Annotated in this window: 10 protein-coding genes; 1 reads left to right on the top strand and 9 read right to left on the bottom strand. The window is 73.7% G+C overall.

All coding sequences use genetic code 11. From position 1 onward, the window contains the following. Nucleotides 1–84: 84 nt before the first annotated feature. The 7 genes from ACMA1D_RS00125 to ACMA1D_RS00095 form a co-directional block, all read right to left on the bottom strand. Entirely contained in the window at nucleotides 85–915 is an 831-nt protein-coding gene (locus ACMA1D_RS00125) for a slipin family protein (RefSeq protein WP_414721744.1), read from the bottom strand. A 425-nt stretch (nucleotides 916–1340) separates the two neighbouring features. Beyond that, on the bottom strand, nucleotides 1341–2288 hold the full coding sequence (locus tag ACMA1D_RS00120; protein WP_414721743.1) for a S1 family peptidase: 948 nt from the start codon (nucleotides 2286–2288) through the stop codon (nucleotides 1341–1343). Nucleotides 2289–2773: 485 nt separating this feature from the next. Next, the gene (locus ACMA1D_RS00115) at nucleotides 2774–3613 is read right to left on the bottom strand and encodes a DUF1684 domain-containing protein (RefSeq protein WP_414721966.1); all 840 of its coding nucleotides are present in this window, start codon (nucleotides 3611–3613) and stop codon (nucleotides 2774–2776) included. 179 nt (nucleotides 3614–3792) lie between these two features. Beyond that, the gene (locus ACMA1D_RS00110) at nucleotides 3793–5199 is read right to left on the bottom strand and encodes an NtaA/DmoA family FMN-dependent monooxygenase (RefSeq protein ID WP_414721742.1); all 1407 of its coding nucleotides are present in this window, start codon (nucleotides 5197–5199) and stop codon (nucleotides 3793–3795) included. Next, nucleotides 5196–6221, bottom strand: a complete 1026-nt coding sequence (locus ACMA1D_RS00105) for an LLM class flavin-dependent oxidoreductase (RefSeq protein ID WP_414721741.1) — start codon at nucleotides 6219–6221, stop codon at nucleotides 5196–5198. The genes ACMA1D_RS00110 and ACMA1D_RS00105 overlap by 4 nt, the downstream gene beginning before the upstream one ends. A 117-nt stretch (nucleotides 6222–6338) precedes the next feature. Then, nucleotides 6339–8486, bottom strand: coding sequence for an FAD/NAD(P)-binding protein (locus ACMA1D_RS00100; protein ID WP_414721740.1), 2148 nt, complete (start codon nucleotides 8484–8486; stop codon nucleotides 6339–6341). 904 nt (nucleotides 8487–9390) lie between these two features. Continuing rightward, complete coding sequence (locus ACMA1D_RS00095; protein ID WP_414721739.1) at nucleotides 9391–10728, bottom strand: DUF5685 family protein; 1338 nt, start codon at nucleotides 10726–10728, stop codon at nucleotides 9391–9393. A 230-nt stretch (nucleotides 10729–10958) separates the two neighbouring features. Between ACMA1D_RS00095 and ACMA1D_RS00090 the strand changes: the two genes are divergently transcribed. Beyond that, nucleotides 10959–11393, top strand: coding sequence for a cell division protein SepF (locus ACMA1D_RS00090; protein WP_414721738.1), 435 nt, complete (start codon nucleotides 10959–10961; stop codon nucleotides 11391–11393). Nucleotides 11394–11549: 156 nt separating this feature from the next. Here ACMA1D_RS00090 and ACMA1D_RS00085 read toward each other — a convergent pair whose 3' ends face one another. Both ACMA1D_RS00085 and ACMA1D_RS00080 read right to left on the bottom strand, forming a co-directional pair. Further along, entirely contained in the window at nucleotides 11550–12737 is a 1188-nt protein-coding gene (locus ACMA1D_RS00085) for an acyl-CoA dehydrogenase family protein (protein WP_414721737.1), read from the bottom strand. A gap of 185 nt (nucleotides 12738–12922) precedes the next feature. Beyond that, nucleotides 12923–14680 carry an MFS transporter gene (locus ACMA1D_RS00080; RefSeq protein ID WP_414721736.1) on the bottom strand — a complete coding sequence of 586 codons (1758 nt, stop codon included), beginning with the start codon at nucleotides 14678–14680 and terminating at the stop codon, nucleotides 12923–12925. Between the last annotated feature and the right edge of the window lie 430 nt (nucleotides 14681–15110).

Below are 15110 nucleotides of genomic sequence, written 5' to 3'. Positions count from 1 at the left end.
CGGGGTTCGGGCGGGGCCGATCGGGGCTCAGGGAGCGGTCGGGGTTCGGGGAGCGGTCGGGGTTCGGGGAGCGCCGGTCGGGGCTCAGGGAGCGGTCGGGGTTCGGGGAGCGCCCGTCGGCTCCGGCGTGTCCGCCGCTGGGGTGTCCTGGGCCGGCTGCTGGGCCCGTTCCAGGAAGCGCAGCAGCTCCACCGGGAACGGCAGCACCAGGGTGGAGTTCTTCTCCGCGGCCACCGCCACCACCGTCTGCAACAGCCGCAACTGGAGCGCGGCCGGCTGCCGGGACATCTGCCCGGCCGCCTCGGCGAGCTTCTTGGACGCCTGGAGCTCGGCGTCCGCGTTGATCACGCGCGCCCGCCGCTCACGGTCGGCCTCGGCCTGGCGGGCCATCGAGCGCTTCATCGTCTCCGGCAGCGACACGTCCTTGATCTCCACCCGGTCGATGTGGACGCCCCATCCCACGGCCGGGCTGTCGATCATCAGTTCAAGGCCCTGGTTGAGCTTCTCCCGGTTGGAGAGCAGGTCGTCGAGGTCGCTCTTGCCGATGATCGAGCGCAGTGAGGTCTGCGCCATCTGGGAGACCGCGAACCGGTAGTCCTCCACCGCGACCACCGCCTCCGGGGCGGCCACCACCTTGAAGTAGACGACCGCGTCCACCCGTACGGTCACGTTGTCCCGCGTGATGCCCTCCTGCGCCGGCACCGGCAGGGTGACGATCTGCATGTTCACCTTGCGCAGCCGGTCGACCAGCGGCACCACCAGGGTCAGCCCGGGTGGCCGCACCCCCGGTTGGAGCCGGCCGAGCCGGAAGACCACGCCACGCTCGTACTGCTTGATCACCCGGGCCGCCAGCGCGGCGTACCCGATGGCGCAGCAGAGCAACACCACGCCCACCGTCAGCAAGGTCTCGATCATCACGGCCACCTGCCGTCTCCACGCAGGACACTGCCCCGTTCGGGGGCTTATGTCCACGATAATCCGGCTGCGGGCCGGGGCGGAGGTCGGCGGATGGCGGCCCGGGCGGCATCGGCGGGCGGGGAGCGCCGGGAGCGGCCGGGCGCGGCGTTGCGGCCGGGGGCGGCGGGGGCGGCTGGGGAGCCAGCGGGAGCAATCTGGGCTGGGGCGGGCGGGAGCGATCTGCGCTGGGGCCGGGCGGGAGCGATCTGCGCTGGGGCGGGCGGGAGCGATCTGCGCTGGGGCGGGCGGGAGCAACCTGGGCCGGGGCCCGCGGGAGCGGTCGCGGTGGGCAGCCGACCCGAGCAGGACGGGCGGCTGCCAGATGGGTTACGACTACCGTGCGGGGGGTCGGCACGTCGCAGCCCCGCGCGGCGCTCCTACGCTCAGTACACGTCGACCCGGTAGTGGCGCAGCGCCTCCTTGACGGGCTGGAAGAACGTCGTCCCGCCGTCGGAGCAGTCGCCGTTGCCGCCCGAGGTGAGGCCGAGCGCGGTGTTGCCGGCGAACAGCGGGCCGCCGCTGTCGCCCGGTTCGGCGCAGACGGTGGTCTTGATGAGGCCGGAGACCACCTCACCGCCGCCGTAGTTGACGGTGACGTTCAGGGCGGTGACCTTGCCGCTGTGCAACCCGGTGGTGACGCCGGTGCGCTGCACCTTCTGCCCGACGGTGGGGTTGGCCGCCTTCTTGATGTCGCGCGTCGCGCCCTTGCCGTAGCTGACCACCCCGGTGTGCTTCAGGCTCCGGTTGTCGTAGTTGATCAGCCCGAAGTCGTTGCCGGGGAAGCTGGAGCCCGAGGTCTTGCCGATCTTGGTGCGGCGGCTGCTGCTGGTGTACCAGGTCGGCTTGCCGTCGGTGCAGTGACCTGCGGTGAGGATGAAGTACTGGTTCTTGGAGTTGCGTACGTTGAACCCGGCGGAGCAGCGCCAGTCGCTCGTGTAGATGCCGTCGCCACCTATGGCGAGCTTGCGGAAGGCGCCGGGTGCGCGGTCGATGCGCAGGGTTGCCTCTTGGGAACCCGCGGCCCGCTTGACGCGGGCCAGCTCGGCCGCGCTGACGGTGCGGTCGGCGGTCACCACGAGGGTGTGGGTGGCCCGGTCGACGTACCAGGCGGTGCCGGCGACGTCGGCCGCGCGCACCGCATCGCCCGCGGCGACGGCCCGCTCGGTGGCCTGGGCCGCGGCCCGGGTGGTGGACTGCCCGGCAGGCGCCTGGTCGGCCGCGTCGGCGACCGGCACGGCCAGCGTCGACACGGCAGTCAGGGCGCCGGCCACGCCGACGAGCCGGCTCCGGCTACGGCGACGGGGCAGGAGTGTGGTGCGGGGGTTTCTCAACTCTTCCTCCGTGGAGATCGTGGGCCCGCTGTTCGGCCGGGCCCCGGTGGCGCGGCCACGGGGGCGCAGACGTGCGTGATCGCCACGATGTCCCCCCTGACACGTGCAATCAGGAGTATTCGCGGTGGAGTCAACTGAGCACAAGTGGCTATCAGTTGGCCGACTCACCGGCAGCGGCAGGCCACCTCACCGACAGCCGCCGTCCGCGTCGCCACCCACCCGCCGCCCAGCGACACCCACCCGCACCGGCCGCGCCCCGTCAGCCAGGGCCAACACCCACCGGCCGCCCGCCCAACCCCGCCGGCCCGGGTGAACACCCACCGACACCCGCCCGACCCGCGCCCCCGCGCCCCCACACCCGCGGGCCACCCAACCCACACACACCCACACAACGGCGCACACCCGCTCCGCAACACACCCGCGCCCCCACCGCGGCCGGTGGGCCGGGGTGGGGGCGCAGGGTGGGACGGCGGGCGTCCGGTTCGTCAGTCCGTGGTGAGCGTGGTGCGCTCGCCGGCCGTGAGCGCGAACGGCAGGGTGTTGCCCGGCGGCGGGAAGGGGCACAGGGAGTGGTCGGTGAAGGCGCACGGCGGCAGCAGGGTGCGGTTGAAGTCCAAGGTCAGCGAGGCGTCGGCGGCCGGCGCCCCGGGCCGCAGGAAGCGGAACGGGTAGCTGCCGCCCGCCTCCACCGGCCGGGTGCTGGTGGCGTCGGCCAGCACGATCCACAGCGCGCCGTCACCCTCGTCGCCGGCCGCGAGCGCGTACTCGACGCCGTCGACCGTGAAGACCACCTCACCGGTGAGGCCCAGGCCCCGGGTCACCCCGTCGGCGTTGGCCACCTGCACGGTGCGGTCCGCCGGGTAGGCGCGGAAGGTCGCCGGCACCACCCAGCGCTCGGCGTGCTCGTACACGTCGATCCCGGCGAACGTGCGCCGCGCCGCCGCGTCCGGGTCGAAGACGCGCACCGCCCACAGTCCCTCCCGGCGCAGCACCACCAGGTGCCGGTCGCCGCTGGTGACCCGGGCGTCCAGCGGGCCGTGCTCGGGGCCGAGCCTGGCCTCGCCGTCCAGCGGCTGGCCGTCCACCGCGATCAGGTCCGCGGGTACGGCGCTGACCACCAGTTCCTCGCCGTCCTCGGTCCACCGCCCGGGCACCCCGGGCAGCCGTCCGTCGGGCGCATCCGCCAGCCAGTGGGTGCCGGTCACCGCCAGCGGCCCGTACGGTGCGGAGACCGCATCGGTGCGCTCCCGCCGCCAGCTACGCCATCGGTGCAGCTCGTCGGATTCGCCCGGGGGTTGTGAGATGGCGGTGGCCCCGGCCGGCAGGGCCGAGGTGACGGCCTCCTCGATGGTCGCCGGTATCTCGGGTTCGGTGCGCGGGGCGTGGTCGGCCCGGACGGCCGCGGTCCTGGGCGCGGCGCTGGGCCCGGCCGCGTTCCCCGGCCGGGTGGTCGCCGGGCGCCGGGCCGCGCCGGTCGCCGCGTCGCGCTGTGCCGCTGTCTCCGTCATGCTGCTGTGTCCTTTCGTGTGGGCTGGGCGAGCCCGAGGTGCGTGCGCAGGGTGCTGCCGGTGTACCGGGTGCGGAACGAACCGCGCTCCTGGAGCAGCGGCACCACGCGCTCGACGAATTCGTCGAGCCCTCCCGGGGTCAGGTGCGGTACCAGGATGAAGCCGTCGGCGGCATCCGTCTGGACGAAGGCGTCCATCTCGTCGGCGACCGCCGCGGGCGTGCCGATGAAGGACTGCCGGCCGGTGGCCTCGATCACGGTCTGCCGGATGGACAGCCCCTTCTCCTCGGCCAGCGCCCGCCAGCGGGCCACCACCGCGCGCGGGTCACCGTGCTGCACTCGGCCCTGGCTGAGCCCCGCGTCGTAATCGGGTTCGATGTCGGGCAATGGGCCATCCGGGTCATATCGCGATAGGTCCACGCCCCAGACCTGCTCCAGGGTGAGCAGCGCGGTCTGCGGGGAGATCTGCTGGCGCCGGATCTCGGCGGCCCGCTCCTGTGCCTCGGCCGCGGTGTCCCCGAGGACGAAGGTGACGCCCGGCATGATCTTCAGGTCCTGTGGGCGCCGCCCGTACGCGGCCAGCCGGGCCTTGACGTCGGCGTAGAACGTCCGGCCGGCCTCCAGCGTGCCGTGCCGGGTGAAGATCACGTCGGCGGTCGATGCGGCGAACTCGCGACCCTCGCTGGAGTCGCCGGCCTGGATGACGACCGGGTGGCCCTGTGGCGGGCGGGGCACGCTGAAGTGGCCCTCGACGTCGAAGTGCTGGCCGCGGTGGGCGAAGCCGCCGGCTGGCGCCGCGCCCCGGCCGCGGCCGGCCCCGACCGGCCAGGAGTCCCACAGCTCGCGCGCGGTGGCGACGAACTCGGCCGCCCTGGTGTACCGGTCGGCCCGGTCCAGGAAGCCGCCGCGGCGGAAGTTCTCGCCGGTGAACGCGTCGGAGGAGGTGACCACGTTCCAGGCGGCGCGTCCGCCGCTGAGGTGGTCCAGGGTGGCCAGCCGGCGGGCCAGTTCGTAGGGCTCGTTGAAGGTGGCGTTGACGGTGGCGGCGAGCCCGAGATGTTCGGTCACCGCGGCGAGCGCGCTGAGCACGGTGATCGCCTCGGGCCTGCCGACGACGTCGAGGTCGTGGATGCGGCCCTTGTGCTCGCGCAGCCGCAGCCCCTCGGCGAGGAAGAAGAAGTCGAAGAGGCCGCGCTCGGCGGTGCGCGCCAGGTGTTCGAAGGAGGCGAAGTCGATCTGGCTGCCGAACGGCAGCCGCTGGGCGGCTTCCCGCCCGCCCGGCTGGCCGGCGCCGGGGGCCGGCTCCGGTTCGCTCCACACGGTGGTGTTGTTGACGCCCGGGAAGTGGGCGGCGAGGTGGATGGTCTTGCGGGGAGCACCTGAGGTGCCTGCACTTGCGGTCATCGTGCGGTCGCCTCCCTGGCGAGGGCGTAGCGGTTGGCCGGGCGCGGCAGGCCCAGGTGTTCGCGGAGCGTGGCACCCGGATAGAAGTGCCGTACCAGACCCCGGTGTTGGAGTACGGGCACGGTGCCGTCCACGAGCAGGCGCAGATCGCGGTCGGGGTCCGTGAGTCGGAAGTGGAAGCCGTCGGCGGCGCCGTCGGTGTGCCAGCCGGCGGCGAGTTCGGCCAGCGCGACCGCGTCGGCCGATGCGTCCAGGTCCACCGTGAGCGAGGCCAGCACGATCAGCCGGTCGGGTTCCCGGCCGTGGCCGCGGGCGCGTTCGCGCAGTTCGGCGCGGACGGTACGGGCCGTGTCGGGGTCGTCGGTGCGTACCAGGGCGACGTCGGCCGAGCGGGCCGCGGTCTCGCGGGCGGCCGGCGCGGTGGCGTCGACGGCGGTGACCGGGTGGCCCTGCGGGGGCCGCGGCACGATGGAGGGGCCGCGCACCGAGAAGGTGGCGCCCTCGAAGTCGACGTAGTGCAGCTTGTCCCGGTCGATGAAGCGGCCCGTGGCCACGTCGCGGATCTCCGCGTCGTCCTCCCAACTGTCGAAGAGCCGGGTGACGACGTCCACCACCTCGCCAGCCTCGCGCCACACCTCCGCCAGCGGCGCCGCGGGGCGGCGGCCGATGAGTCGGGCGTCGGCCTCGGTGGTGGAGACGTCCGCGATCCAACCGGCCCGCCCGCGGCTGACCCAGTCCAGGGTGGCGACGGCGGCGGAGAGGTGGAACGGCTCGGTGTGGGTGGTGGTCACCGTCGGCAGTAAGCCGATGCGATCGGTGGCCGGCGCCACCCTGGCCAGTACGGCGAGGGCGTCGAGGCGGCCGACGCCCGGCGCCGGTTGGCCGAGCGAGTCGTCCAGGGTGACGAAGTCGAAGGCGCCGCGTTCGGCGAGCCTGGCCCGGTCGACGAAGGTGGCCGCCGAGTAGAGCGCGGTGCCGCCGAGGTCGACGGCGAAGCGGAGTGGACGGGTCAAGGGGGGCATGGGGTTCCTCGGGTTCGTGGGGTCATCGGCCGGGTGGGCCCGGGTCGGCTCGGGCGGTGCGGTGCGGTAGCGCGGCGGGCGGCGCGGCGGCGCTGACGGGGCGGCGCCCGCCGCGGGTCAGGCGCTCAGCCGCACCACGGGGGCGGCCTCGGCCAACAGGGCGAGCAGGGCGCGGGCGATCGCGTCGTTCTGCCGTACGGCCGGGGCGCCGGTGCCGGGCCTGGCGAAGGCGCCCACCACCCGGGCGTCGGTCGGCGCGCCGATCGCGAACCGGCGCGGGTGGGGCCGGCCGGCCCGGTCCAGCACCCGGCCGTCGTCCGGGCGGACCGCGAGCAGCCCGCCCTGGGTCTCCCGCACCCCGTCCGGGTCGTGGTCGTACAGGGCGCGCAGCAGCGGGTCGCGGGAGCGGGCCACCGACGGGTCCGGCAGCCTGGCCTCGACCAGTGCGCCGGCGGCGACGGCCCCCGGCGCGGACGCGCTGGAGGCGACGAAGGCGCCGCGGTCGGCGTCCGCCGTGACGGTCATGTCGGCCCCGACGAAGCGCACGATGCCGGCCCTGGAGAGCGCGAGGAGTTGCCGCAGCCGCGGCCCGGGCGGGCCCGACGCCAGGTAGCTGAAGAAGCCGTGCCAGTTCGGGCCGGTGTCGCCGAGCGCGGCCACCTGCCCGTACAGCGCCAGGAGTCCGAGGAAGACGGCCAGGTCAGCGCTGTGTGCGGGGTCGTGGCGGCGTATCAGGTCGGCGGTGATGTAGTCCCGCAGGCCCTGTTGGAGGTCGGCGTCCGATGCGAAGGTCACACCGGCCAGCGGCCGGTCGAGCCGGACCAGGTCGAGCCGGTCGGCGGGGTCCGGTACGGCGGCGGCGACCAGCGCCGCGAGCTGGTCGCTGCCTGGTTCGTGGGCGGCGTAGCCCGCTTCGAAGTCGGCCCAGCTCCCGACCGTGCGCTCCGGGTGCGCGGTGAACAGCCGGTGGTAGTGCACGTAGCCGAGCTCCCTGCACACCAGCGGCCACACGTCGCGCGCGTACTCCGCCGGCCGCTGCCGGGTGAGCACGTCGGCCACCTGCGCCGGCCCGAAGAAGCGGGGCAGCGGGGGCAGTTCGCCGTGCCAGTCGTAGCCGAGCTTGGCGTGGTACGGAACGCCGCGCCGCGATCCCACGTACAGCACGGGCTCCCGCCCCGACGGCCGGTAGACCAGCTCGGGCCCGTCCCCGACCGGCTCCGCCGCGTCGGAACCCGGCGCCGGTACGTAGCTGCCGCCGCGCCCCTCGGTGAGCAGCACCATCAGGTCGATGAAGGCCAGCCCGAAGCCGCGGACCAGCACCGGCTCCCCGGGCCGCAGCGCCGACAGATCGCTGTCGGCGGTGTACTCGGGCGGCAGGTAGGTCAGCCGGTGTTCGGCCGCGAATCTCTCCAACTCGCTTTCCTGCTGGCCTGGTTCGGCATCGAGGTGGCCCAGTGCGAGCACCACGGCGTCGGCGACCACGGGCAGCTCCTGCCCTTCGAGCCACACCCGCTGCGCGCCCTCGCGGGGGCCGCCGAGCCGCACCGCGCGCCGGCGGTGCACCCGCAGCTCGACGCCGGCCGGCAGCGCGGCCACCACCCGCTCGTACACCCAGTTCAGATACGCGCTCTGGAGCCGCCGGGTGGCGAAGGTGCGGCCGGTCAACGCGGCTACTTCCGCGGCGAGTTCGGGGGCGAGCGGCACTGTGAGGTCGCCGTCGCGGATGGCCTGCGCCCACTCGGCGAGCGAGGGCCCGGCGTACGGCGGCCCGTCTTCGGCCGCGTTCCAGCCGCGGCTGCCGTCGTCGAAGACGGACACGTCGGCGGCCATGGAGTTCATCCAGAGCAGCGGCGACTGCTGCGGTCGCCAGACCCGGCCGCCGCCCGGCGGGTGCGGGTCGATGAGGTGGATGACGAGACGGCCCCCGGCCGGCACCGGGCCGGTGGCTCGCGACGAGGCGACGAAGGACCGCCCGCCGGCCGCCGGGGCGAACCGGCCTGCGGGGGCGGACCCGACGCGGTGCGGGAGCGGCCCACCGGGCTGCGGTACGGACGGTATGGACGGCGCGGGCGGTACGGACGGCGCGGCGGGGACGTCGGGGCCGCTGGGAGCACGGGGGACGTCGGGAGCGTCGGCCGCCGGCGCGGTGGCGCGGGCGGCGATCCGGGCGATCAGGCCGATGCCGCGCGGACCTGCGCCGACGATCGCGATGGCCGGTGGACGGGGACGGCGGGGAAGCGGGGAGCTGGCCGGTGACACGGACATGCGAAGACTCCGTGGGTGCTCGGTTCGAGCACGCGTCCCTGCCGCACACCGGCTGCGCCCCTCAGCACAGCCGGAGTTCGAGGCTATGCGGTGGCCACGGCCTGCTGTCAAGGCTGTCCATGCGGCTGTCCATACTGTGAACAGCGCATCTCATCTCAGTTGACGCGCAAACGGAAGACTGCTCCACTTGGCCCATGCATTCAGGGCAGCGTCTGGTCACCCGCGGCCACATCGACTTCGGTCGGGTGTGGTCGTGTTCCTGTTCGGGCTGACCGCTGCCCCATCGCGCTGAGCGCCCGCCCCGTCCGGGCCGGCCGCGCTCGCGCCCCCGTGAACTCCACCGTCACGGCCCCCACCACCTGCGGGTTTCATCTCTCGCATCCGCGTTTCAGCACGCGTCCGCACACCGTTAGCGCTCGGCCTCCCCTCGCCTCGCTGTCGTTCCAGCTCCGCCCGGAGAAACCTTCCACCCCACTCGCCACCACCCTTCACACCCACCACACCTCATCCACCCATCCACCGACCGACCGCCTCGGCCCGCCCCAACTCGTCTCAGCCCGTCTCAACCACCGGACACCCGACCGGCCGCGCTCCCACCCACGCACCTAACGCCCGGGGCTTCACCTCCCAGCCCCACCCACCGCGCCACCTCCCACTCCCACCCAAACGCACCCCACCGCCACACCGCACCCCCAACTCCCCGCCCCAAGGCCGCAGTTGGGACACCACATAGAACTGCCGCGAGCGGGACGCCCTACTCCCCCGCACGCGGCAGCCCTTCCGTGCGCAACAGCCCCTTCCCGCCCCGGGACGCCCCGGCAACGCACAGCACCCACACCCACCGCACCCACAGCCCCACCCCACCGGGGGCAACCCCACCGACATCGGCCCGGCTCAGCCCACCTCAGCAACTACAGTCGCAGCCGCAACCATCGCAGCAATCACAGCAGTCACAGCAATCGCCACAGTCGCCGCAGTCGCACTTGTGGCACCAGCCGCCGCGCTGCTCGCCGGACCACGGGTCGTGGTACTCCTCGCGACAGCAGATCTGACAGGTGCAGCACAGGCCGAGCCAGACCGCACAGCCGGGCACCAGCCCGCGCCGGCGCGGCGGGCGCCCCGGCGAACCCTGCCCGTCCCCGCCGCCCCCGCCTCCGCCGAACCAGTCCCCGTCCGAACCGCCGTGCCCGGGCCCCGGATGCAAGGGCTGCGGCGCGCCACCGGCCCCGTGCGGCACGTTGAGTTGGCCGTTGCCGTACGGGGCGTACCCGCCGTCAGCCGTCGGCGCGCCACCGTGGTGCGGCGCCGCCGGACCGCCGTACGGGGACTGGCCGGGCGGCGGCCCGAACGCGCCGGTCGACTGCCCCGTCGGGCGCGCACAGCGGGGGCCGAACGCCCGCTCCACGGCGTACCCCAACTCGTGCACGAGGAGTACGTGGGCGAGCTTGCCGTCGGTGAACTCCGCGTCCCGCAGCGCCAGCCGTACGCCGTGCACCGCGTCGTCGCACAGCCGCCGGGCTTCGGCGAGCGTGGCGCCGGTGGCCAGCAGCGGGTTCCAGGCGCCGGTCCGCGCGTCCTCGTCCAGGTCCTCGACCGCGTCCAGCAGGTGCGCCAGGCGGCCGAAGAGCCGCCCGGCCTCCGCGAGCGGCGCCCGGTTCTGCGGCCGGTCGGCCAACACCGCGGTGTGCGCGAAGGCCGCGGCGGTCGCGGTCTCGGTCGGCTCGGTGATGGTCAGCAGCGGGGTGCCGCGCCCGGCCAGCGCCTCGATGCCCGACTGCCGGTCCACCGCGTCCACCAGGACGGCCGTGTCGAACCCCAGGTGGGATCCGGTGCGCGCGCCGGCCAGGTCCCAGCGGGAGGCCACCTTGCGGGCGGCGGCGGCCACCGGACGGCGGGCCAGCGCACCATCGCCGTCCGCGATGTGGTCCCTGACCTTGGCCGAGGCGAGTACGAGGGAGACGGCGGCGGCCAGTTTGGCGCCTTCGCCGCGGGCCACGGGCGCGGTGCGCATGCCGCGCAGCGGGCAGGGTCCGGCGGTGCGGCGGCCGGCGGCCCGGCGCTCGACCGGCGACTGGGCCTCCACCAGGACCGAGATGATCAGCCCGTCGTAATTGGTCGCTATCCGGGCAAACTGCCCGTGATCGGCGCGCAGCGCCAGGCACAGCCCGCACAGATGAGCCATCCAGTCGGTCCGCAGACGATCCGACAAGCGGTGCCGACATGGTCGGACAATCCCAAACAAAGCTTCCCCGTTCCCCCATACGCCGCGTGGCGTCACTCATTTAGCCGGCGAGTCTAACTACCATGCCGTCAGGCCCCTTGCAGGGGAGGAACTCTGGTTTCTGGGCACGCGTTGTGCACCAGTACCGTCACGAATCCCCTGTGCGGCGGCAATCCGCTTGGCACATCATCTACATCATGGCCGACCATAGAGGGGCGGACAGTACCCACCGCGTGTGAGAGGAGGCGTCCATGGGATCGGTGCGCAAGGCGAGTGCTTGGCTTGGCCTCGTCGACGACAGCGATGATGAGCGCTACTACGACGATGACTACTCCGAGGGACCCGAGCCCGGCGACGCCTGGGTGACCGACCCGCGGGTGCGGGTCGCCGACCAGGCCGCCCAGGATCAGGGATCACGCATTGCGACGGTCTCCCCCGACGGGTTCCGGGACGCACGCGCGATCGGCGAACTGTTCCGTGAGGGCATCCCGGTGATCGTGAACCTCACCGCGATGGAATCAGCCGACGCCAAGCGCGTGGTCGACTTCGCGGCCGGGCTCACCTTCGGTCTCCGCGGCTCCATCGAGCGGGTCGCCACCCGGGTGTTCCTGCTCACACCGCCCGACTACCAGATCGTCAGTGGCGAGGCCCGCAGGCGCCACACCGGCTTCTTCAACCAGAGCTGACCTCGGCGGCGTGCGCCACACAGCGCACGCCGCCGGGTCGGACCCGGCAGTCCCGCGGCTCGCCCCCGCATCCCCCGCCCGGTCCCACGTCTCCGCACCGAGACCTCAACGGGGTCTCATCGAACCTCATCCAGCTTCAGCGGGCTTCAACGAGCCTCACCGAAAGGCGTCGAGCCCGGTCAGGGCCTTGCCCAGGACCAGTTGGTGCATCTCCACGGTGCCCTCATAGGTGAGCACGGACTCCAGGTTGGTGGCGTGCCGCATCACCGGGTACTCCAGCGAGATGCCGTTCGCCCCGAGGATCGTCCGGGCCGTACGGCAGATCTCGATCGCTTCCCGTACGTTGTTCAACTTGCCGAAGCTCACCTGCTCCGGTCGTAGCCGCCCCACGTCCATCCGACGACCGAGGTGGTGCGCGAGCAGTACGCCCTTGTGGAGTTCGACCGCCATGTCGGCGAGCTTGGCCTGGGTGAGTTGGAAGCCGCCGATGGGCTTGCCGAACTGCTCGCGCGTCTTCGCGTACTCCAGGGCCGTCTCGAACGAGGAGCGCGCCGCGCCCATCGAGCCCCAGACGATCCCGTACCGCGCATGGCTGAGGCAGCTCAGCGGGCCACGCAGGCCGATGACTTCGGGGAGCGCCGCGGTAGCCGGCAGTCGTACCTGGTCCATGACGAGTTCGCTGGTCACCGAGGCGCGCAGGGACCACTTGTGGTGGATCTCGGGGGCGGCGAAGCCGGGCGTGTCAGTGGGGACGACGAAACCGCGGATGCCCTCGTCGGTCTGGGCCCACACGACGGCGACGGCCGCCACCGAGCCGTTGGTGATCCACATCTTGCGGCCGGTGAGCACCCAGTCCGAGCCCTCGCGCTTGGCCGTGGTGCGCATGCCCGCCGGGTCCGAGCCGTGGTCGGGTTCGGTCAGCCCGAAGCAGCCGATCGCCTCGCCCGCCGCCATCGCCGGCAGCCACTGCTGCTTCTGCTCCTCGGAGCCGTACCGGTGGATCGCGTACATGGCCAGCGAGCCCTGCACCGAGACCAGGGAGCGGATGCCGGAGTCGGCCGCCTCAAGTTCCAGACAGGCCAGGCCGTACTGGACCGCGCTGGCGCCCGCGCAGCCGTAGCCCTCCAAGGACATGCCGAGGGCGCCGATGGAGCCGAGTTCACGGGCCAGGTCGCGGATGCCGGGCAGTTCACCGCGCTCGTACCAGTCGGCGACGTACGGCAGCACGCGGTCGGCGGCCCACCGGCGGACGGTGTCCCGGACGGCCAGGTCCTCGGGGGACAGCAGGTCGTCGATGCCCAACGGGTCGGTCGGGTCGAACGGCGGCAAGGTGCGCACGGACATGGCTACGGCCTCCGGCTCGGGTGCGGGTCAGGGTCCGGGACCCGGCGGCCGGGGTCCCGTACCGCCTCGACGACCGGGGAGATCATCCCGTCGCACCCGACGCTACTTCCGGGTAGGAGACGGCGTCCAGCCCCCGTTTCCGCCGGCCCGGCCGCGGCCCGTGGGACGGCGCGGGGCCGGCCCGCTCAGTGGTGGGCGGGCGATCCGGTGCGGGTCTGGCCGTGCGGCGGCGTCTCACCCGGGCCCGGTCGCGGCAGTTCGACGGGGCCTGCGGCGGGCATCGGGACGGGCCCGGCCGGGTGCGGCGGGGTCGCCGGCGGCGGGACCTGGGCGCGCAGTGCCTCGTGCTCGCTGCCGTCGGCGCCTTCGGTGGTCTCAGCGGTCCGCGGCAGGCGCAGCGCGGCGAGCGCGCCGAGCAGCAGGAGGCCGGCGCTGACCACGAGCGTCAGGTGGAGGCCGATGACGAACGCTTCGCGGGCCGAGGTCCGCAGCGTCTCGCCGGCGGCGCCGCCGAGTCCTTCGGAGACCTGGTACGCCTCGCCGAGCGAGTGGCTCGCGGCGGACGCGGAGGGCTCGGGTATGCCGGGGGTTTCGGCGACGCGCGGTGCGTAGGCGGCGTTCATGACGCTGCCGAGCAGGGCTATGCCGAGGCCGGCGCCGAGTTGGTAGGAGGTCTCGCCGATGGCGGCGGCCCCGCCGGCACAGCGCGCCGGCGCCTCGCTGAGCATCGACTCGTACGCACCGAACAAGGTGGTCTCCAGGCCGAAGCCGAGCAGGACGAAGCCGAGGATCAGCAGGGCGGGGCGGTCCTGCTGGCCCATCGCGGTCAGCAGCAGGACGGCGAGCGCGGTGAGGACGAAGCCGGCGGCCACCATGGTCCTGGGGCCGAGCCGGTGCAGCATTCGGGAGCCGACGAGCCCGGCGGCCATGGCCGCGAAGGTCAGCGGCAGCAGTCGCAGGCCGGTCTGGAGCGGGGTGAGGTCGAGGACGAGTTGCAGGTACTGGGCGGCGACCAGTTCGAGGCCGACCAGGGCCAGCATCGCGAGCACGATGCAGCCGACGGCGGTGCCGAAGGCGGGCCTGGCGAACATCGTCAGGTCCACCAGCGGCTGGGTCCTGCGGCGCTGCCGGCGTACGAAGACGGTGAGCAGCGCGCCGCCGAGCAGCAGGGCGCCGAGCGTGCCCGGGTCGATCAGGTCCTGCCCGTTGCCCAGCCGCTTGACGCCGAGCACGAGTCCGAACAGGCCGAAGGCCGCCAGCAGGGCACCCAGTACGTCCCAGGGACCTTCGTGGTCGCCGGTCGACTCGGGCAGCAGCCAGCGGCCGACCGGCAGGGCGACGACCATCAGCGGGATGTTGATCAGGAAGACCGAGCCCCACCAGAAGTGCTCCAGCAGGAAGCCGCCGAGCAGCGGGCCGGCCGCCGCGCCGACGGCCGCGACCGCGCTCCAGACGCCGATCGCGACGGCCCGCTCGCGACGGTCGGGGAAGACCTGGCGGAGGATCGAGAGCGTGGCTGGCATGATCATCGCGCCGCCGACGCCGAGCAGGGCGCGCGCCACGATGAGCACCTGGGGGGTGCTGGCCAGGGCGGCGAGCGCGGAGGCGAGGCCGAATATCCCGTAGCCGAGGAGCAGGACGCGACGGCGGCCGACCCGGTCGCCCAGGGTGCCGAAGAGGATCAGCAGCGAGGCGCACACCAGGGGGTAGACGTCGACGATCCACAGCAGTTCCATCGCGCCCGGGCGAAGGTCCTCACTGACCGCAGGCACCGCGACGTGCAGCACGGTCGCGTCCACGGCGACCAGGAGCAGGCTGACGCAGAGCACCACGAGCACCAGCCAGCGGTCGCCGCCTTCGGCCGCGTGCCGCCCCCGGGCACCGTGCCCGGACCGGGGAACGCCCGCTGACCGCCGCTTGCCGGTCGTGGTCGTCCCGGTCATAGAGGTACCTCCCTGTGGTGCGCTCGCGGCGTGGGGCCTGCACGGGGCATGACGTCGACATGACGTCGAGGAGGCAGCCCGGTGACCCGGCGACTTGGGCGAGTGAGACGTCAGCGTACGCGAATCGCGGCAGGGGCCACGTACCTCACCTCGGGCGGAAGACCGTGCTCCACTTGCCGTCCGGCACGCCGCCGGAGACCGGCCGGTCTCCGCCCGCAAGGCTCTGACCTGCATTGACGGAGCCGTACGCCGGATGGGGCGGCGGCCGGGCGCGGCAGCGTCACCGGGCACGGGGCAAGCGGGTACGGGCCTTCGAGCGGCGCAGCCGTGATCGAACTGCGCCCTGCGGCCGGTGGGCCGGGCCGTTCCCGGCCGGTCGCCGGGGGGAACCCGACGGCGGGCGGGTACGCCGCCGGCGAGGCGCCGGGGC

This window comes from Streptomyces sp. 796.1 (assembly GCF_047525675.1).
Classification (GTDB): domain Bacteria; phylum Actinomycetota; class Actinomycetes; order Streptomycetales; family Streptomycetaceae; genus Streptomyces.
Note: the sequence above shows the minus strand (reverse complement) of the source record. Positions and strands in the feature narration are given on the sequence as shown.

Coding starts and splice junctions, on each gene's coding strand:
- ACMA1D_RS00125 (WP_414721744.1), bottom strand. CDS start 915: ATGATCGAGACCTTGCTGACGGTGGGCGTGGTGTTGCTCTGCTGCGCC.
- ACMA1D_RS00110 (WP_414721742.1), bottom strand. CDS start 5,199: ATGACCGCAAGTGCAGGCACCTCAGGTGCTCCCCGCAAGACCATCCAC.
- ACMA1D_RS00105 (WP_414721741.1), bottom strand. CDS start 6,221: ATGCCCCCCTTGACCCGTCCACTCCGCTTCGCCGTCGACCTCGGCGGC.
- ACMA1D_RS00100 (WP_414721740.1), bottom strand. CDS start 8,486: ATGTCCGTGTCACCGGCCAGCTCCCCGCTTCCCCGCCGTCCCCGTCCA.
- ACMA1D_RS00090 (WP_414721738.1), top strand. CDS start 10,959: ATGGGATCGGTGCGCAAGGCGAGTGCTTGGCTTGGCCTCGTCGACGAC.
- ACMA1D_RS00085 (WP_414721737.1), bottom strand. CDS start 12,737: ATGTCCGTGCGCACCTTGCCGCCGTTCGACCCGACCGACCCGTTGGGC.
- ACMA1D_RS00080 (WP_414721736.1), bottom strand. CDS start 14,680: ATGACCGGGACGACCACGACCGGCAAGCGGCGGTCAGCGGGCGTTCCC.